Genomic DNA, 15,567 nt, shown 5'->3' on the forward strand with positions numbered 1-15,567 from the left:
TCCTGCCGGTCCTGCCGGTCCGGCCGGCCCGGTGGGTCCGCAGGGTCCGCCTGGACCTGGCGCGGGAACGTCTGTGTCGCTGTCTCCGCTCCTGCTGGACACCCTGCAGGTCTCGGTCCGGCCCAACGGCGAGACGTGGATTCGCGACCCGCGGACGACGCCGATGTGGCACAACCTGTCCACGCTGCTCGGCTACCCGGCCGATGTGCAGTCGGTATCGTCCGAGATCATCATCGATCTCGCGGGGGTTCCGTCCCTGCACGTCTCGGTTCAGACCACCTCCGGTGGCATCCACCGGACGGTCTGCCAGGTGGGTGTGCCCATTCCCGGCGGCTTCCTGGCCCCGGGCCAGCTGCTCGGTCCGGCGGCCTACCCGAACAACTGCACCGACTGGGTCAACCAGACGCCTCCGTTCCGCGTGGCCACCTGAGTCTCCGACTCGGGCTCCATGAGAGCTGACGGCTGAGCGAGCCGCGGGCGGCCGAAGGCCGACCGTGGCTCGCGCTGGGAATCTGCCTCCAGTGGCAGTCAGAGGGCCGCGTATCCCTTAGGGGATGCGCGGCCCTTCTGCGTACCCGGAACCTTCCACTAACATCGGGTGATTTCTGTCGCCTTCGGGGGGTTTCGGGTGTCTTACACGGCTACGCGCTGGGCCTGCTACACCGGCTACGTCACCCAGGCCATCGTCAACAACCTGGCCCCCCTGCTGTTCATCGTGTTCCAGACCGCCTACGGGCTGCCGCTGGAAATGCTCGGACGTCTGGTGCTGCTCAACTTCGGCGCCCAGCTGCTGACCGACATCATCGCCGTGCGCTACGTCGACCGGCTCGGCTACCGGGGGCCGCTCGTGCTGGCTCATGTGATGTCGGCGGCCGGGCTGGTGCTGCTCGCGGTGGCGCCGTTCGTCGCGCCGACGCCGTACATCGGGCTGTGCGTCGCGGTGGTCGTCTACGCCATCGGCGGCGGGCTGCTGGAGGTGCTGGTCAGCCCGGTCGTGGACGCGCTGCCCGCGCCGCAGGAGGGCAAGGCGGCGGCGATGAGCCTGCTGCACTCGTTCTACTGCTGGGGGCAGGTGGCGGTGGTCGCCGGGTCGACCCTGCTGCTGGCCGGGATCGGCCGCGAGGCCTGGTACGTGCTGCCGCTGATCTGGGCGCTGGTGCCGCTGGCGAACCTGGTCGCGTTCCTGCGGGTGCCGATGCCCGAGACCGTGCCCGACGCGCACCGGACCTCGCTCATCTCGCTGTTCCGCACGCCCGCGTTCATCGCGGCGATGGTGCTGATGCTGGCGGCGGGCGCCTCGGAGCTGACGATGTCGCAGTGGTCGTCGCTGTTCGCCGAAGAAGGGCTCGGGGCGTCGAAGGTCTGGGGCGACCTGGCCGGGCCGTGCCTGTTCGCGGTGCTGATGGGCATCGGGCGCATCGTCTACGGACTGTTCGGGGAGAAGATCCCCCTGGTGCCGGCGATGGTCTTCTCGGGCGCCCTGGCGACGCTCTGCTACCTGCTCGCCAGCCTGTCGTCCAACCCCGTGCTGGCCTTCGCGGGCTGCGCCCTGTGCGGGTTCGCGGTGAGCCTCCTGTGGCCCGGCACCTTCAGCCTCGCGTCGGCCCGGTTCCCCCTCGGCGGGGCGGCGATGTTCGGGGTGCTGGCGGTCTTCGGCGACCTCGGCGCGGCGGTCGGACCGTGGACCACGGGGGCCGTCGCCGACGCGACCGGGGGTGGGCTGAGCACCGGGCTCCTGGCCGGAATCGCCTTCCCGGTGCTGGTCGTCGTGGTGTCTCTCGCGTACGGCGCCATGGCTCACAAGTCGGTTCAGCGCATGTGACCGTACCGTGACGAGGCGGACTCTTGACGCTCGTCTATGTTAGCGCTCACAGTCGACACGGCAGACCAAGCTTCACTCTGATTCCCGGCCGGGCAAATTGTGTGAGCGCTAACAAATACGGAAGGGACTTGGCCTTGTTCAAGAAGATCATGGCTCTGGTGGCGGTCGGCGTGCTCGCGACCGCGTGCGGCAGTGGCGGCGAAACGACGGCCGAAGGCGGCGCTCCCGCCAGCGGTGGCGGCGACTCGACGATCACCATGGGCTTCGCCCAGGTGGGCGCCGAGAGTGGCTGGCGTACCGCCAACACCAAGTCGGTGCAGGAGTCGGCCAAGGCGGCCGGGATCGACCTCAAGTTCTCCGACGCGCAGCAGAAGCAGGAGAACCAGATCAAGGCGATCCGTTCGTACATCCAGCAGAAGGTCGACGTCATCGCCTTCTCGCCGGTGGTCGAGTCGGGCTGGGACACGGTCCTCCAGGAGGCCAAGGCGGCCAACATCCCGGTCATCCTGACCGACCGCGCCGTCGACTCCCCCGACAAGACGCTGTACAAGACCTTCCTCGGGTCCGACTTCGTCGAAGAGGGCAAGAAGGCCGGCCAGTGGCTGGTCGAGCAGTACGCCTCCGAGACCGGCGACGTGAACATCGTCGAACTCCAGGGCACCACCGGCTCGGCCCCCGCCAACGACCGCAAGGCCGGTTTCGCCGAGGTCATCGGCGCCGACCCCAAGTTCAAGGTGATCGCCTCCCAGAGCGGCGACTTCACCCGCGCCAAGGGCAAGGAGGTCATGGACGCCTTCCTGAAGGCCAACCCGGACATCGACGTGCTCTACGCGCACAACGACGACATGGGCCTGGGCGCCATCGAGGCGATCGAGGGCGCGGGCAAGGTGCCCGGCAAGGACATCAAGATCATCACGGTCGACGCCGTCAAGGACGGCATGCAGGCGCTCGCCGACGGAAAGATCAACTACATCGTCGAGTGTTCCCCGCTGCTCGGCCCGCAGCTGATGGACCTGGCCAAGAAGGTCCTCGCCGGTGAGACCGTACCCGACCGGGTCGTCACCGAGGAGACCACCTTCACCCAGGAGCAGGCCAAGCAGGCCCTGCCGACCCGCCAGTACTAGGAGCCGGGGGCCGTCCCGCCCTGAGATCGGGGCGGCCCCTTTTCCAATCGAAGGAATGCGCATGGCTGAAGCGATCCTGCGGATGACCGGGATCGGCAAGGAGTTCCCGGGTGTCCGGGCCCTGGACGGCGTGGACTTCCGGCTGCTGCCCGGCGAGGTGCACGCCCTCATGGGCGAGAACGGGGCCGGGAAGTCGACCCTCATCAAGGTCCTGACCGGGGTCTACTCGATCGACAGCGGAGAGATCGAGCTGGCCGGTGACCGAGTGGCCTTCGCCGGCCCGCTGGAGGCCCAGAAGGCCGGAATCAGCACGGTCTACCAAGAGGTCAACCTCTGCCGGAACCTGTCGGTCGCCGAGAACGTCTTCATCGGCCGCGAACCCCGGAAGTTCGGCCGCATCAAATGGGGCGAGATGCGGCGCCGGACGACCGCCCTGCTCAGGCAGCTCGACCTGCCGATCGACGTCTCCAAGCCGCTGAGCCACTACTCGCTGGCGATCCAGCAGATGGTGGCCATCGCCAGGGCCATCGACATCGACGCCCGGGTGCTGATCCTCGACGAGCCGACCTCCTCCCTCGACGCCGGCGAGGTCGCGCAGCTCTTCCGGGTGATGCGCCGCCTGAAGGAGCAGGGCATCGCGATCCTGTTCGTGTCGCACTTCCTCGACCAGATCTACGAGATCGCCGACCGCATGACGATCCTGCGCAACGGCCGTCTCGTCGGCGAGTACGTCACCGCCGAACTCCCCCAGGTCGAACTGGTCGGCAAGATGATCGGCCGCGAGCTGGCCGAGCTGGAACGCCTCGACGAACGGCCCCCCGCCCGCACCTCCGACCCGCTCGTGGAGGCCACCGATCTCGGCGGCCGGGTGGCGCCCTTCTCGCTGACCATCCACGAGGGCGAGGTCGTGGGCCTGGCCGGGCTGCTCGGCTCGGGCCGCACCGAGATCGCCCGGCTGCTGTTCGGCGCCGACCACGCCGCGTCCGGCACCCTGCGCATCGGCGGCGACCAGGTCACCCTGCGCACCCCGCGCGGCGCGATGGCCCGGGGGGTGGCGTTCTGCTCGGAGAACCGGCGCGAAGAGGGCCTGGTCCCGGAGCTGACCGTACGGGAGAACCTCATCCTGGCACTGCAGGCCCGGCGCGGCTGGAGCCGCCCGGTGCCCCGCAAGAAGCAGGACGAGCTGGTCGCCAAGTACATCAAGGCGCTGAACATCCGCCCGGACAACCCGGAGATGCTCATCAGGAACCTGTCCGGCGGCAACCAGCAGAAGGTGCTGCTGGCCCGCTGGCTCATCCTCGAACCGCGCCTGCTCATCCTCGACGAACCCACCCGGGGCATCGACGTCGGCGCCAAGGCCGAGATCCAGAAGCTGGTCGTCGAGCTCTCCGACGGCGGCATGGCGGTCCTGTTCATCTCCGCCGAACTCGACGAGGTGCTGCGCCTCAGCCACAAGGTCGCCGTGCTCCGCGACCGGCGGCTGGTCGCCGAGCTGCCCAACGACGACACCCTGACGACGGACGTGCTCATGGAGACCATCGCGAGCGGGGGAGCCAAATGAAGCGCCTCGCCTGGCCGGCGGGCATACTGGCCGCCCTCCTCCTGGTCAACCTGATCTTCACCGACCACTTCTTCCAGATCGAGATCAAGGACGGCCACCTCTACGGCAGCCTGATCGACATCTTCCGCTTCGGCGCCCCGCTCATCCTGGTGGCGCTCGGCATGACGCTGGTCATCGCGACCCGGGGCATCGACCTGTCGGTCGGCTCGGTGGTGGCGATCACCGGCGCGATGGCCTGTCTGGAGATCAGCACCCTCTCGTCGCAGGACTCGATCGGCGGCGTCCTGGGCGCCATCGGCATCGCGCTCGGGCTGGCCGTCGCGCTCGGCGTCGGCAACGGCTTCCTCGTCGCCATCGTCGGCATTCAGCCGATCATCGCGACGCTGATCCTGATGGTCGCCGGGCGCGGCCTGGCCCAGCTCATCACCGACGGCCAGATCATCACGATCAACAGCGACCCCTACAAGCTCATCGGCGGCGGCTACTGGCTGACCCTGCCGTTCAGCATCATCATCGTGGCCGTCGTGCTCGCGCTGATGGCGTTCGTCACCCGGCGGCTGGCCCTCGGCCTGCTGATCGAGTCGGTCGGCGGCAACGCCGAGGCGAGCCGCCTGTCGGGCATCCGGTCCCACGGCCTGCTGATCGTCGTGTACGCCTTCTGCGCCCTCTGCGCCGGCGTCGCCGGCCTGATGATCAGCTCCAACGTGTCCAGCGCCGACGGCAACAACGCCGGCCTGTGGATCGAACTCGACGCCATCCTCGCCGTCGTCATCGGCGGCACCTCGCTGGCCGGCGGCCGGTTCTCCCTCGGCGGCACGGTCCTGGGCGCCCTCATCATCCAGACCCTGACCACGACGATCTACTCCATCGGCGTGCCGCCGGAGACGACGCTGCTGTTCAAGGCGCTCGTCGTGACGATCGTCTGCCTGCTCCAGTCGCCGGCGTTCCGGGCCAAGGTCTTCCGATCCCGTAGAAAACCGGCCCCGCCGACGGTGCCCGCCGGGGAGAAAGTGACGGTCCGCACGTGAAAACCCTGGCACTCCCGCGCCAGTTGCCCGGCCGGCTGCCGCGCAACTACCTGCCCGTCCTGGTCACCGGGGCGCTGTTCATCGCGATGTTCACGGCGGGCGGCATCCGCTACGAGGGCTTCGCGACCGGCCAGATCATCCTGAACGTCTTCATCGACAACGCGTTCCTGCTGGTCGTGGCCGTCGGCATGACCTTCGTCATCCTCACGGGGGGCATCGACCTGTCGGTCGGCTCGGTGGTGGCGCTGACCACGATGATCGCGGCCTCCCTGCTGCCGTCGACACCGTCCTTCCTGGTGATCCTGCTGGTCCTGGCGATCGGCGGGGTGCTGGGCGCGGCGATGGGCGCGATCATCCACTACTTCGAGATCCAGCCGTTCATCGTGACCCTCGCCGGGATGTTCCTGGCCCGTGGCCTGTGCTACACGATCGGCACCGACTCGATCCCGATCAGCGACCCCACCTTCACGGCCATCGCGCAGACGCGGATCGACCTGGCCCCCGAGCTGTGGATCTCCCCCACGGTGCTGATCGCGCTGGCGGTGGTGCTCGTGGCGACGTACACGCTGCACTACACGCGGCTGGGGAGGAACGTCTACGCGGTCGGCGGCAACGAGCAGTCGGCGCTGCTCATGGGCCTTCCGGTGGCCCGGACCAAGATCGCCGTCTACACCATCAGCGGCCTGTGCTCCGCCCTCGGCGGCCTGCTGCTCTCGTTCTACATGCTCTCGGGCTACGGCCTGCACGCCGTCGGCATGGAGCTCGACGCCATCGCGGCGGTCGTCATCGGCGGCACACTGCTGACCGGCGGTTCGGGCTACCTGCTCGGGACGGTTCTCGGTGTGCTCGTGCTCGGGCTGATCCAGACGGTCATCAGCTTCGAGGGCACCCTCAGCTCGTGGTGGACCAAGATCGTCATCGGTCTCCTGCTCCTGGTCTTCATCCTTCTCCAGCGCCTCATTGTGACGACAGGAGTCTCGCGTGAACGATGACAGTTATGTGGTGGGAGTCGACTACGGCACCCTTTCCGGCCGGGCCGTGGTGGTCCGCGTCCGGGACGGCGCCGAACTCGGCTCCGCCGTCCATGAATACGCCCGGGGGGTGATCTCCGGACCTACCCCCGACTGGGCGCTGCAATCGCCCGACGACTGGCGCGACGTGCTGCGCATCGCCGTGCCCAAGGCGATCGAGTCGGCCGGGGTGGCGCCGTCGGAGGTGATCGGCATCGCCACCGACTTCACCGCCTGCACCATCCTGCCCGCCCTGGCCGACGGAACCCCGCTCAGCGACCGGTTCCCCGACCGGCCGCACGCCTGGCCCAAGCTGTGGAAGCACCACGCGGCGCAGGCCCACGCCGACCGGATCAACGAGCTGGCCGCCGCCAGGAACGAGCCGTGGCTGCCCCGCTACGGCGGGAAGATCTCCTCGGAGTGGGCGTTCGCCAAGGGCCTCCAGCTGCTCGAAGAGGACCCGGAGCTCTACGCGCTGGCCGACCGCTGGATCGAGGCGGCCGACTGGATCATCTGGGAGCTCAGCGGCGTCGAGACGCGCAACGTCTGCACCGCCGGCTACAAGGCGATCTACCAGGACGGCGCCTACCCCTCTGAGGAGTTCCTGGCGGCGCTGAACCCTGAGTTCACCGGTTTCACCGCCAAGCTCGGCGCCGAACTGGCGCCGCTGGGCGGACGGGCCGGGTCGCTGTCGGCCAAGGGCGCCGAGTGGACCGGGCTGCCCGAGGGCATCGCGGTCGCGGTCGGCAACGTCGACGCCCACGTGACGGCCGCGGCGGCCGACGCCGTGCGGCCGGGCCAGATGGTCGCGATCATGGGCACCTCGACGTGCCTGGTCATGAACGGCGAGACCCTGGCCGAGGTGCCGGGCATGTGCGGCGTCGTACGAGACGGGATCGTTCCAGGGCTGTGGGGCTACGAGGCCGGGCAGTCGGCCGTCGGCGACATCTTCGCCTGGTTCGTCGACAACAACGTGCCCGCCTCCTACGTGGCCGACGCCGCCGCGGCGGGCGTGTCCGTCCACGAACATCTGACGTCTCTGGCGGCCGGGCAGGCCGTCGGCGCGCACGGACTGGTCGCACTCGACTGGTTCGGCGGCAACCGGTCGGTACTCGTCGACCACGATCTTTCGGGAGTGGTCGTGGGTCAGACGTTGTCCACCAAGCCGGAGGACGTCTACCGGGCGTTGCTGGAGTCGACCGCGTTCGGCTGCCGGGTCATCGTGGAGACCTTCGAGGCCTCCGGCGTGCCGGTCGACGAACTCGTGGTCGCGGGCGGCCTGCTGAAGAACGCGTTCCTCATGCAGACCTACGCCGACGTGCTGCGCAAGCCGCTGTCGGTGATCGACTCCGACCAGGGACCGGCGCTGGGCTCGGCCATCCACGCCGCCGTGGCGGCCGGGGCCTACCCCGACATCCCCTCTGCGGCGGCGGCGATGGGCAAGCGGATCGCGGGGGCGTACACCCCCGATCCCGAGCGGGCCGCCGCCTACGACCGGCTCTACGCCGAATACCGCACCCTGCACGACCACTTCGCCGACGGGGCCGTGCTCCACCGGCTGCGCGCGATCCGGAACGAGGCGTCCAAGTGAAGAAGACCGTCTGCGCCCTGCATTCGGAGCTGGTCCGTTACGGCCTGGTCGCCTGGACGGCGGGCAACGTCTCGGGCCGGATCCCGGGCGAGGACCTGTTCGTCATCAAGCCCAGCGGCGTCTCCTACGACGACCTGACCCCCGACACGATGGTCGTCTGCGACCTCGACGGCAACCTGGTCGAGGGCGACTACGCGCCCTCCAGCGACACCGCCGCGCACGCCTACATCTACCGGCACATGCCCGAGGTCGGCGGCGTCGTCCACACCCACTCGACCTACGCCTCCGCCTGGGCCGCCCGCGGTGAGGCGATCCCGTGCGTCCTGACGGCGATGGCCGACGAGTTCGGCGGAGAGATCCCCATCGGCCCGTTCGCCCTGATCGGCGGCGACGACATCGGCCGGGGCCTCGTGGACACCCTGAAGGGCCACCGCTCCCCGGCGGTCCTGATGCAGAACCACGGTGTCTTCACGATCGGCGCGACCCCCAAAGCCGCCGTGAAGGCGGCCGTGATGTGCGAGGACGTCGCCCGGACCGTGCACGTCGCCCGCCAGCTCGGCTCCGTCATCCCCATCGAGCCGAAACACATCGACGCTCTGTACGACCGCTACCAGAACGTCTACGGACAGAGGAGTTCCAAGTGAAACTGTGGTTCCTGACCGGCAGCCAGTCCCTCTACGGAGACGAGACTCTGGCCCAGGTCGCCGACCAGTCGCGGGCGATCGCGACGGAGTTGGGCCACGCCCTGCCGTTCGAACTGGAGTGGAAGCCGGTCCTCCTCGACGCGACGTCCATCCGCAACGTGATGCTCGCCGCGAACGCCGACGACGAGTGCGGCGGCGTCATCGCCTGGATGCACACCTTCTCCCCCGCGAAGATGTGGATCGCCGGCCTGGACGCCCTGCGCAAGCCGCTGCTGCACCTGCACACGCAGGCCAACCGCGAGCTGCCGTGGGCGACCATCGACATGGACTTCATGAACCTGAACCAGGCCGCCCACGGCGACCGTGAGTTCGGCTACGTGCAGTCGCGCCTGGGGGTGGCCCGCAAGACCGTGACCGGTCACGTCTCCGACCCGGCGGTGGCCGAGCGGATCTCGGCGTGGGCGCGCGCGGCGGCCGGCCGGGCCGAGGTCGGCTCGCTGAAGCTGGCCCGTTTCGGCGACAACATGCGCGACGTGGCGGTGACCGAGGGCGACAAGGTCGAGGCGCAGCTCCGCTTCGGCGTGTCGGTCAACACCTACGGCGTGAACGACCTGGTCGCGGTGGTCGACGCCCAGGCCGACGCCGACGTGACGGCCCTGGTGAAGGAGTACGAGGAGCTCTACGACGTCGCCGCCGAACTGCGCAGCGAGGGCGCCCGGCACGAGTCGCTGCGCTACGCCGCCCGGATCGAGCTCGGCCTGCGCACCTTCCTGACCGAGGGCGGCTTCAAGGCGTTCACCACCAACTTCGAGGACCTCGGCGGCCTGCGCCAGCTCCCCGGCCTGGCGGTGCAGCGCCTGATGGCCGACGGCTACGGCTTCGGCGGCGAGGGCGACTGGAAGACCTCGGTCCTGCTCAGGACTCTGAAGGCGATGGTGCCCGGGGGCGGCACCTCGTTCATGGAGGACTACACCTACCACCTGACGCCGAACGAGGAGCTCATCCTCGGCGCGCACATGCTGGAGGTCTGCCCGAGCATCGCCGCGGGGAAGCCGTCGTGCGAGATCCACCCCCTCGGCATCGGCGGCCGGGAGGACCCGGTCCGCCTGGTCTTCGACGCGGCCCCCGGCCCGGCGGTCGTCATCGGCCTGGCCGACATGGGCGAGCGCTTCCGCCTGATCGCCAACGAGATCGACGTGGTCGAGCCGCTGGAGGCCCTGCCCAACCTCCCGGTCGCCCGCGCGGTCTGGAAGCCCCGCCCCGACCTGCGCACCTCCTCGGAGTCGTGGCTGTCCGCCGGAGCGCCGCACCACACGGTGCTGTCGGCGGCGGTGGGCGCGGAGGAGCTGCACGACTTCGCCGACATGCTCGGCGTCGAGCTCCTCCTGATCGACGCGAACACCACCACCCGCCAGTTCGCCAAGGAACTGCGCTGGAACCAGGCCTACTACCGCCTGTCGCAGGGATTCTGACGCCCCGGCCGCCAGGTCGACGGTCACCCGTCGGCCTGGCGGCTTAGGTTGGGGGCATGCTGCTCCGCGAGCTGGAATATCTCGTCGCGCTGGCCCGCGAGCGCCACTTCGCCCGCGCCGCCGAGGCGTGCCACGTCTCCCAGCCCTCTCTGTCGGCCGGCATCCGCCGCCTCGAGACCGACCTCGACGTCACCCTGGTCAGAAGGGGCCGCCGGTTCACCGGCCTGACCGAGGAGGGCGAGCGGGTGCTCCTGTGGGCCCACCGCATCCTCGCCGACCTCGACGGCATGCGCGACGACCTCGGCCAGATGCGGGCCGGCGTCTCCGGCACGCTCCGCCTCGGCGCCATTCCCACCGCTCTCGCGGCCGCGTCACTGCTCACCACCCCCTTCTGTGTACGCCACCCGCACGCCCGCATCTCCCTCGGCAGCCTGTCGTCCCGGGAGATCCACCGCCGGCTGACCGACTTCGAGATCGACGCCGCCCTCACCTACCTCGACGGCGAGGACGGCGAGCGCGCCATCCCGCTCTACGAGGAGCGCTACCTGCTGCTCACCCCCGACGACGGCGACCTGGCCGACCGCCCGAGGGCCCGCTGGACGGAGGTGGCGGCGCTGCCGCTCTGCCTGCTCGGCCAGGAGATGCGCAACCGCCGCATCCTCGACGAGCTGTTCCACGACGCCGGGGCGGCGGTGGTCCCGGCGATCGAGACCGACAGCGTGTCGGCGCTGTTCGCGCACGTCGCCACCCACCGCTGGTCGAGCGTGATCGCGCACGCGTGGCTGCACATGATCGGCGTCCCCGACGGCATGCGGATCATCCCGATGGAGACCCCGTCGCACTCGCCCCAGATCGGGCTGGTCACCGCCGAGCGCTCGCCCGAGCCGGTGGTGGTGCGGGCGCTGCTCGACGTCGCCCGCGGCCTGGACCTCCGCGACGCCCTCGACACCACGCTCCGGAGCCACCTGGCCCGATAGGCGCGGCCTATCGACGACAGGCACATACGCTTTGACCTGGTATGACGCCGCCTCAAGGCTGGGGTTAGACCACCTCCTGGCGGACGAGAGGCGATACCCATGGCCAAGGTCCTGTGTGTGCTCTACGACGACCCTGTCGACGGCTATCCGAAGGAATACGCGCGCGACGGACTGCCGGAACTGAGCGGATATCCCGGCGGGCAGACCCTGCCCACCCCTTCGGCGATCGACTTCACCCCCGGCGTCCTGCTCGGCAGCGTCTCGGGCGAGCTCGGTCTCCGCGAATACCTGGAAGGCGCGGGCCACACGCTGGTCGTCACCTCCGACAAGGACGGCGCCGACTCGACGTTCGACCGCGAACTGCCCGACGCCGACGTCGTGATCTCGCAGCCGTTCTGGCCGGCGTACATGACGGCGGAGCGGTTCGAGAAGGCGCGCAACCTGAAGCTGATCATCACGGCCGGCATCGGCTCCGACCACACCGACCTCGACGCGGCCGTGCGGAAGGGCGTCACGGTCGCCGAGGTCACCTACTCCAACAGCATCAGCGTGGCCGAGCACGTCGTGATGATGATCCTCTCGCTGGTCCGCGACTACCTGCCCGCGTGGGAGGTCGTCAAGGAGGGCGGCTGGAACATCGCCGACGTCGTCAAGCGGTCGTACGACCTCGAAGGCATGCACGTCGGCACGGTCGCGGCGGGCCGCATCGGGCTGGCCGTGCTGAAGCGGCTGGCGCCGTTCGACGTCCACCTCCACTACACCGACCGGCACCGGCTGCCCCGCGAGGTCGAGGAGAGCCTGAACCTGACGTGGCACGAGAGCACCGCCGACATGGTCCCGGTGTGCGACGTCGTCACGATCAACGCCCCGCTCCACCCCGAGACCGAGGGCCTGTTCGGCGACGAGCTGCTGTCGACCATGAAGCGCGGCGCCTACCTGATCGACACGGCCCGCGCCCGCATCACCGACCGCGACGCGATCGTGCGGGCCCTGCAGAGCGGCCGGCTGGCCGGTTACGCGGGCGACGTGTGGTTCCCGCAGCCGGCCCCGCCCGACCACCCGTGGCGCACCATGCCCCACCACGGGATGACGCCGCACATGTCGGGCTCCTCCCTGTCGGCCCAGGCCCGCTACTCGGCGGGCACCCGCGAGATCCTGGAGTGCTTCTTCGAGGGCCGCCCGATCCGCGAGGAGTACCTGATCGTGGAAGGAGGGCACCTGGCGGGGGCGGGCGCCCACTCGTACTCGACCAAGGAGTAACTACAGTCACCGGGGTGACGATCGTTCGCTCCCTGGTGCTGTTCGCCATCGCCGCCGTGGCCGAGATCGGCGGCGCGTGGCTGGTCTGGCAGGGGGTCCGCGAAGACCGCGGGCTCGTCTGGGCCGGGGCCGGAGTGATCGCGCTCGGGATCTACGGGTTCGTCGCGACGCTCCAGCCCTCGGCCGAGTTCGGCCGGATCCTGGCGGCGTACGGCGGGGTGTTCGTGGCCGGGTCGCTGGTGTGGGGGATCGTGTTCGACGGCTTCCGCCCCGACCGGTGGGACCTGGCCGGGGCCGCGATCTGCCTGCTCGGGGTGCTGGTCATCATGTATGCGCCACGAGGATGAGGATCCCGATCCCGATGAGCACGATCGGGAAGGCGAGGTGCCCCCACTTGGCCAGGGCCTGGGCGACGACGGGCCGGGTGGCCAGGAACCGGCCGACCAGGCAGAGCACGCCGACCATGACCAGGAAGACGATCACGTAGACGACGACGCCCTGGGTGGCGAAGACCGGGACGTACACGCCGATGTTGTCGCCGCCGTTGGCGAGGGTGATGCCGGCGATGGCGAGCACCCCGGTGGGTGCTTTCTCCGTTTCGTCGTCGTCTTTGCTCAGTAGCGCTCTGATGCCGAGCGCGAGCGGGATCAACCCGAGCCACCTGACGAGGTCGCCGGGCAGCGCCGCCGCGCCGATCGAGACCACCACCGAGACGGCGAGGATCGCGGCGAATCCGAGGTATTGCCCCAGAACGATGCGGAAAGCGGTGGTCTGGGAAAAGAAGAGAGCGATCAGGACGAGATCGTCCACATTCGTAATGGCGAACAGGCCGATGGCCTGGCCGACGGTGCCCGCGTTCACCCGGCTATCCTGCACCTTTTCCGGATACGCTCAGCAGGTGGCGATCCGGAACTCACACTGCACCTTCTGCGGCGCCTCCTACGCGCTCGACCAGCCCTGGCCCCGCCTCTGCGCCGCCTGCGGCAACACCTCCTACCAGAACCCGCTGCCGGTGGCCGTCATGGTCCTGCCGGTCGACGAGGGCCTGCTCGTCATCCGGCGGGCGATCGAGCCCCGGCTCGGGCAGCTCGCCCTCCCGGGCGGTTTCATCGACCTCGGCGAGTCGTGGCAGCAGGCCGCGGCCCGCGAACTGTTCGAGGAGACCGGCATCACGGTCTCCGCCGCCGACGTGACGCTGTTCGACGTGCTCAGCGCCCCCGACGGCACCGTCCTCGTCTTCGGCCGGGGCCCCGCCCTGTCGAGCACGGACCTCCCGGTGTTCGCCCCCACTCCGGAGACCTCCGAGTGGCTGGTCGTGAAGGAGCCGCAAGAGCTGGCGTTCCCCCTGCACTCGCAGGTCATGGCCGCCTACTTCGCCGCGACGTAGCGTGTTCGCCGCCGACGACGTCGTCCGGGACTTCGGCACCTCGGGCGACGAACCTGGCACCGCGAGCGCCGCCGGCCTGCGCTGGCTCGCCGACGAGGTCGACGCCTCCCCCGCCGGGCCGTGGTCCGCGCGGCTGGCCGCCGTGACGTGCGACGTGCCCCGGCTGCTCGACCTGCTCGGCCACCCCTCACCCGGGCTGCGGCGGGTGGTGGCCTTCGCGCTCTCGTACGTCCCCGACCCCGCCCTCGGCCCGGTGCTGCGCGGCCACATGGAGGTCGAGCCCGACACGGCCGCCGGGATGGCGACCCTGGTCGCGTTGTCGCGGCACCCCGCCCAGGTCCCCTTCGTCCGCGGCCATCTGCGCTCCGAACATCCGGAGCTGCGCTTCGGCGCGGCGTTCGGGCTGCTGATCCGGGCCGGCGAGACCGACGACGCGTCGGTCGCCGCGCTCGCCCTGTGCGCCGAGAACGGCGTGGCCGACTGTGCCGAACGGCTGCCGTGGATGGACCCCGAATGGGACACGGTGACCGGCGTGGTGTGCGAGCGGCTGCGCTGCCGCCCCGAGGCGCTGGGCCGTCTGCTGACCATCCTGCTCAGCCGCAAGCGCCCGCCGGCGGCCTGCTGCTGGGAGGCGGCCGGTCTGGCCGCCCAGAGCGACCACGGCCGCTCCCTGGGCCCGTTGGTTTTGGCGCTGACCGACCATCCCGACTTCAGCGTGCGGCAGGCGGCGCTGCGGAACATCGTGGCCTGGATCGACGAACCGGGCTACCTCGACCGGGTGGCCGAGCTCGCCGACGACCCCGATCTGGGTGAGATCGCGATGTGCGTGCTGGTGAAGCAGGGCGACCCGCGCTGCGTACCGGCGCTGCAGCGGATGATCGCCGGCCCGCTGGGCGGCTACGTGAACGCGCCGCCCGACTGGGTCGAGCAGAACGTCAGCCGCGACCTGGTGCTCCGCACGGCCGCCCCGTTCGCCGACGACCTGCTCCCGGCGGTGGAGGAACGTCTGGAGGGCGACCTGACCCCGCACGAGGAGAAGGTGCTGATCCAGGGGTTCGGCGAGACCGTGCTGACGCGTTGGCTGGCGCGGCTGCGCGGCCCGGCCAGGGAACGCCTGCGCCGGATCCTGGGCTGATCAGCCGGGTTCGCAGGGGTCGGTGTTCGCCGCCGGGTCGTGGGCCTTGACCTCGCCGATGGCCCACTCGGCCCATTCCTGGTGCAGGCGGCTGGAGCGCAGGCCCCATTCCAGGGCCAGCCGCCCGTAGACCGTGAAGTTGTCCTGGTGGGGCGCGATCATCTTGCCCAGCTCGGCCAGGCGCTCTCCCTCGGCCGCTGCCGCCTGCTGCTGTTCGCGCAGGTAGGCGATGGCGTCGTCGGCGGAGATCTGGCCGAAGAAGAAGACCCGCAGCAGCATGTCGTAGCGCCTGATCGGCACCGGGGGAACGTCGAGCAGCCAGTGGCGCAGTTCCTCGCGTCCGGCGTCGGTGACGGCGTACTCCTTGCGTCCCCGGGCCCCCTCTGACCGCACCGTGATCAGCCCGGCGTCGGCGAGGCGGCCGAGTTCCCCATAGAGCTGGCTCTGCGTCGCCGGCCACACGTTGGCGAGCGAGTTCTCGAAGAGTTTCAGCAGGTCGTAGCCGCTCGCCGGGTCCTCTGACAGGAGCCCGAGCAGGGCGTGGCGCAGGCTCATG

At 70.0% G+C, this 15,567-nt stretch carries 16 protein-coding genes; 14 read left to right on the top strand and 2 right to left on the bottom strand.

What is annotated here, in order from left to right; genetic code table 11:
- Positions 1-73: 73 nt before the first annotated feature.
- The 12 genes from FDA94_RS40395 (at position 74) to FDA94_RS09515 (ending at position 12,836) form a co-directional block, all read left to right on the top strand.
- Entirely contained in the window at positions 74-430 is a 357-nt protein-coding gene (locus FDA94_RS40395) for a hypothetical protein (protein ID WP_246059690.1), read from the top strand.
- 198 nt (positions 431-628) lie between these two features.
- Entirely contained in the window at positions 629-1,822 is a 1,194-nt protein-coding gene (locus FDA94_RS09465) for an MFS transporter (RefSeq protein ID WP_137246663.1), read from the top strand.
- Between the two features lie 134 nt (positions 1,823-1,956).
- Complete coding sequence (locus FDA94_RS09470) at positions 1,957-2,946, top strand: ABC transporter substrate-binding protein (RefSeq protein ID WP_246059692.1); 990 nt, start codon at positions 1,957-1,959, stop codon at positions 2,944-2,946.
- Positions 2,947-3,007: 61 nt separating this feature from the next.
- The gene (locus FDA94_RS09475; protein ID WP_137246664.1) at positions 3,008-4,507 is read left to right on the top strand and encodes a sugar ABC transporter ATP-binding protein; all 1,500 of its coding nucleotides are present in this window, start codon (positions 3,008-3,010) and stop codon (positions 4,505-4,507) included.
- Complete coding sequence (locus tag FDA94_RS09480) at positions 4,504-5,535, top strand: ABC transporter permease (RefSeq protein ID WP_137246665.1); 1,032 nt, start codon at positions 4,504-4,506, stop codon at positions 5,533-5,535. The genes FDA94_RS09475 and FDA94_RS09480 overlap by 4 nt, the downstream gene beginning before the upstream one ends.
- On the top strand, positions 5,532-6,527 hold the full coding sequence (gene yjfF / locus FDA94_RS09485) for a galactofuranose ABC transporter, permease protein YjfF (protein WP_170990860.1): 996 nt from the start codon (positions 5,532-5,534) through the stop codon (positions 6,525-6,527). Before FDA94_RS09480 ends, yjfF begins: the two co-directional genes overlap by 4 nt.
- 7 nt (positions 6,528-6,534) lie before the next feature.
- Positions 6,535-8,136, top strand: coding sequence for a ribulokinase (gene araB, locus FDA94_RS09490; protein ID WP_137246704.1), 1,602 nt, complete (start codon positions 6,535-6,537; stop codon positions 8,134-8,136).
- Complete coding sequence (locus FDA94_RS09495; protein ID WP_137246666.1) at positions 8,133-8,780, top strand: L-ribulose-5-phosphate 4-epimerase; 648 nt, start codon at positions 8,133-8,135, stop codon at positions 8,778-8,780. Before araB ends, FDA94_RS09495 begins: the two co-directional genes overlap by 4 nt.
- Positions 8,777-10,252, top strand: a complete 1,476-nt coding sequence (gene araA, locus FDA94_RS09500; protein WP_137246667.1) for an L-arabinose isomerase — start codon at positions 8,777-8,779, stop codon at positions 10,250-10,252. The genes FDA94_RS09495 and araA overlap by 4 nt, the downstream gene beginning before the upstream one ends.
- Positions 10,253-10,308: 56 nt before the next feature.
- Positions 10,309-11,229: a LysR family transcriptional regulator gene (locus FDA94_RS09505; protein WP_137246668.1), complete on the top strand. Its 921-nt coding sequence runs from the start codon at positions 10,309-10,311 to the stop codon at positions 11,227-11,229.
- Between the two features lie 99 nt (positions 11,230-11,328).
- Complete coding sequence (locus FDA94_RS09510; RefSeq protein ID WP_137246669.1) at positions 11,329-12,489, top strand: NAD-dependent formate dehydrogenase; 1,161 nt, start codon at positions 11,329-11,331, stop codon at positions 12,487-12,489.
- Positions 12,490-12,503: 14 nt separating this feature from the next.
- Positions 12,504-12,836 carry a YnfA family protein gene (locus tag FDA94_RS09515; protein ID WP_137246670.1) on the top strand — a complete coding sequence of 111 codons (333 nt, stop codon included), beginning with the start codon at positions 12,504-12,506 and terminating at the stop codon, positions 12,834-12,836.
- Here the strand turns inward: FDA94_RS09515 and FDA94_RS09520 are convergent.
- Complete coding sequence (locus tag FDA94_RS09520) at positions 12,814-13,350, bottom strand: cadmium resistance transporter (protein WP_137246671.1); 537 nt, start codon at positions 13,348-13,350, stop codon at positions 12,814-12,816. The genes FDA94_RS09515 and FDA94_RS09520 overlap by 23 nt on opposite strands.
- Before the next feature lie 37 nt (positions 13,351-13,387).
- Between FDA94_RS09520 and FDA94_RS09525 the strand changes: the two genes are divergently transcribed.
- Both FDA94_RS09525 and FDA94_RS09530 read left to right on the top strand, forming a co-directional pair.
- Positions 13,388-13,876, top strand: coding sequence for an NUDIX domain-containing protein (locus FDA94_RS09525; protein ID WP_137246672.1), 489 nt, complete (start codon positions 13,388-13,390; stop codon positions 13,874-13,876).
- A gap of 1 nt (position 13,877) precedes the next feature.
- Positions 13,878-15,011, top strand: coding sequence for a hypothetical protein (locus tag FDA94_RS09530; RefSeq protein WP_137246673.1), 1,134 nt, complete (start codon positions 13,878-13,880; stop codon positions 15,009-15,011).
- Here the strand turns inward: FDA94_RS09530 and FDA94_RS09535 are convergent, their stop codons facing one another.
- Positions 15,012-15,566 carry a PadR family transcriptional regulator gene (locus FDA94_RS09535; RefSeq protein ID WP_137246674.1) on the bottom strand — a complete coding sequence of 185 codons (555 nt, stop codon included), beginning with the start codon at positions 15,564-15,566 and terminating at the stop codon, positions 15,012-15,014.
- Between the last annotated feature and the right edge of the window lies 1 nt (position 15,567).

This window comes from Herbidospora galbida, assembly GCF_005233835.1.
GTDB classification, from domain to species: domain Bacteria; phylum Actinomycetota; class Actinomycetes; order Streptosporangiales; family Streptosporangiaceae; genus Herbidospora; species Herbidospora galbida.

What these genes read in the sequence shown, in the direction of transcription:
- FDA94_RS09475 (WP_137246664.1), top strand. Translation starts at nt 3,008, where the DNA reads ATGGCTGAAGCGATCCTGCGGATGACCGGGATCGGCAAGGAGTTCCCG.
- FDA94_RS09510 (WP_137246669.1), top strand. Translation starts at nt 11,329, where the DNA reads ATGGCCAAGGTCCTGTGTGTGCTCTACGACGACCCTGTCGACGGCTAT.
- FDA94_RS09505 (WP_137246668.1), top strand. Translation starts at nt 10,309, where the DNA reads ATGCTGCTCCGCGAGCTGGAATATCTCGTCGCGCTGGCCCGCGAGCGC.
- FDA94_RS09535 (WP_137246674.1), bottom strand. Translation starts at nt 15,566, where the DNA reads ATGAGCCTGCGCCACGCCCTGCTCGGGCTCCTGTCAGAGGACCCGGCG.
- FDA94_RS09480 (WP_137246665.1), top strand. Translation starts at nt 4,504, where the DNA reads ATGAAGCGCCTCGCCTGGCCGGCGGGCATACTGGCCGCCCTCCTCCTG.